We start from the raw sequence: 3,304 nt of genomic DNA, 5'->3' as shown, positions 1-3,304 counted from the left end.
ACATGTTCAAACCAACACCCAATCCTCCTCGCAAACCCAGCCCCTTCTTCCTGGTCGCCCCCGACATCAGCACCGAAAACCTGCTGGCCCACGCCTGCGAATCACTGGCCTCGGCGAATGTCATGGCCAGCGATTTGGCAGGCTTCCTGGACAGCCCTCACCGCCACACCCTGCTCGGCATCGCGCAGGTCATCATGCTCGGCGAATTGGCGGTGAATCGGGCGCTGGATAATCTTGATCCGCAGGGTTAGCGCGGGATAAAGATCAAAAGATCGCAGCCTTCGGCAGCTCCTACGGGGATCGTGTTAAGTCGAGTGAACACGGTCGGCGTAGGAGCGGCCGCAAAACCAGACGGCGCGGGATGGCTCCCGGCGTTCCGACAAGCCCTCTCGCAACAGAGTTGTAATCACGACCTGACACAGAAATAGAAACCGGACACTCCCCCGTAGGAGCTGCCGAAGGCTGCGATCTTTTGACCTTGATTGTGAAAGGCAAGATCAAAAGATCGCAGCCTGCGGCAGCGCCTACCGGAATCGCGTTAAGTCGAGTGAACGCGGGTCGGCGTAGGAGCGGCCACAAAACCAGACGGCGCGGGATGGCTCCCGGCGTTCCCACAAGCCCTCTCGCCACGGGATTGTAATCACGACCTCACACAGAAATAGAAACCGGACACTCCCCCCGTAGGAGCTGCCGCAGGCTGCGATCTTTTGACCTTGATTGTGAAAGGCAAGATCAAAAGATCGCAGCCTTCGGCAGCTCCTACAGGGATCGCGTTAAGTCGAGTGAACACGGTCGGCGTAGGAGCGGCCGGATTGCTCCCGGCGTTCCCACAAGCCCTCTCGCCACAGAGTTGTAATCACGACCTGACACAGAAAATGGAAACCTGACACTCCCCCGTAGGAGCTGCCGCAGGCTGCGATCTTTTGACCTTGATTGTGAAAGGCAAGATCAAAAGATCGCAGCCTTCGGCAGCTCCTACAGGAATCGCGTTAAGTCGAGTGAACGCGGTCGGCGTAGGAGCGGCCGGAATGCTCCCGGCGTCCCCACAAGCCCTCTCGCCACAGAGTTGTAATCACGACCTGACACAGAAATAGAAACCGGACACTCCCCCCGTAGGAGCTGCCGCAGGCTGCGATCTTTTGACCTTGATTGTGAAAGGCAAGATCAAAAGATCGCAGCCTGCGGCAGCTCCTACAGGTCCGGGTCGGGCCTGGGGAGAGGGGTAATGGGCGGTGACCACTCGTCGCAACTGTCAGATCTGACAGTAGCCAAACCCCCGCCCTTTTTCGTGTGATACCTCCATTCCGCCCTGCGGCAAAGGAGCGTTCCCATGAGCCGTTTACCCGCACTTGAATCCAGCATGACCGTTAAACCTCAGGCCCTGCGTCTGCCATATTTCCCGACCAGCACCTCCCTGATCGACCCACGGCACTATGACGGCGGCATTCCGATTCGGGCCCTTGAGGCGGGGCTGCAATGCATCATCTCGCCGTGGGAGATGATGGACATCGGCGATGAGGTTCAGCTGTATTGGCAAAACCTCACCTCGCCCGTCGCCACAGAAACCATCCAGTTCGACGACGAAGTCGATAAACCGGTGGTGCTCCGGGTCGCGAAAAGCCAGGTGCTGGACGGGGACGCGCGGCCGGTGTTTTATCGGGTAATACGCCGCAATCAGGCATCGGAAGACTCCGAGCCGAAATTGACCTATCTGGTCAAAACCACCCGCCCCGGCGGTTACGACGACAACCCCGAACCCGGCCATTCGGGTTTCCAGTACACCTTCCTCACCGACATTTCCAACGGCATCGACGCCGGCATGGCGGACCTGGGCGTGAAGCTGCGCATCGAGCCCTACGAACACATGACCGCGTTTGACCGCATCGTCTGCCGCTGGGGCAGTCAGGAAGTGATTCATTACCCGGTGACCCAGGCGCAGGTCAATGACCCGCTGAACAACCCGATCGTGATCACTTTCACCCGCGAGGTCATTGAACGGGCCGGCGATGGCTCGCGGGTGGTGGTGACGTATCAGGTCATCGATTGCGTCGGCAATTACCCCGATGAGCGCGATTCCTGGGCGCCGTTCAGCTACGTATTGGTGGATTTGGGGGGCAATCGGCTGGATGCGCCGCTGGTGCTGATGGGCGGCCGGCCCACCAACAACATAGATCTGGAGCAGTTGGGCAACGACGATGTCGAGGTCCGGGTCTACACCAACACCACGGATTTCAAGGTGGGCGACAGCCTGCGCCTGACCTGGACCGGCACCCCCGCCCAAGGCTCGCCCATCGTCGTCGGGCCGCTGGTGGAGTTGGTGGACGCCGTGCCGTTTCATTATGACTTCGCCATCCCCAACGCCGCCGTCAAAGCCATCGCCCAGGGCTGGGCCACGGTGTCCTACGTGCGTGTGCGTGACGGGGAACCGGACCGGCCCTCGAAAAACGCCAGCGTCAACGTGAAGGGCGACATCAGCCGCTTGCCAGCGCCCAGCGTGGCCCAGGCACCGGGCGGCACCCTGCCCTCAAATTCGCCTTATGCGACGATTGCCGTGCCGTATTTTGAAGGTCGAAGAACTGGCGACCTGATCACTATCCACTGCCAAGGCCGGCGTCCTGGCGGTGGCGAGACCTACTACTCGATCCCGATCATCGTCTCTGAAAGTGACGCCACAAACCCGATCACCCGTGACCTGCCCGGCAGCCAAATTGCACCGCTGGATGGCGGTACCCTGAAGCTCTACTACGTGGTCGCCAACGATGACCTGACCGTGCGCAGCGAACGCGAATCCCTGCCGCTGGAACTCAACGTCGGCGTGGCGGCGCCAGACTTCAATGCACCGCAAATCACTGAAGCCGAAGGCGACGTGCTGCTGCCGGAAAACACCCCAAACGGCGCCAACGTCATCGCCCCGTTCAACGTGCCGAGTGACACCCGTGCGGGGGATATCGTTGGGCTACGCTGGGTCGGCTCGGTCACCGGCGCTCATCCGCTGTACGAAATCCCGTTGAGCAACCAAACGGCCGGTAAACCAGTGCCGTTTCTGGTTCGGGCGGAGCACATCCATCCCAACCTCAATGGCACGGTGACGGCGGATTACTACCGTAAGCGTGGGGCTGAGATGACACGGTTTTCCCGGGAACGGGTGTGGCGTGTGGGCAGTGCGCAACTGCACTTGGACCCACCGACGCTGGTCGCACCCGCTACCAACCCGATTGAGGTATTGGCCTACACCAGTGGCGTGACGGTGCGCATAACGTTCACCGGCAACCCCGGCGACAAAGCCCAGTTGAAAGAGCTCAAC

General features: G+C 60.5%; 2 protein-coding genes. Both read left to right on the top strand.

Features of this window, described 5'->3' with window-relative positions:
* On the top strand, nucleotides 1-251 hold a 251-nt coding region (locus V5E99_RS30785; RefSeq protein WP_499803323.1), incomplete at its 5' end, for a DUF6124 family protein.
* Nucleotides 252-1,330: 1,079 nt separating this feature from the next.
* Nucleotides 1,331-3,304, top strand: a 1,974-nt coding sequence (locus tag V5E99_RS30780) for a hypothetical protein (RefSeq protein ID WP_499806284.1), incomplete at its 3' end; no start/stop codon positions are given.

The organism is Janthinobacterium sp. LPB2021202312-11-4, assembly GCF_037049705.1.
GTDB lineage: Bacteria > Pseudomonadota > Gammaproteobacteria > Pseudomonadales > Pseudomonadaceae > Aquipseudomonas.
This window is presented reverse-complemented; position numbering and strand designations above follow the sequence as displayed.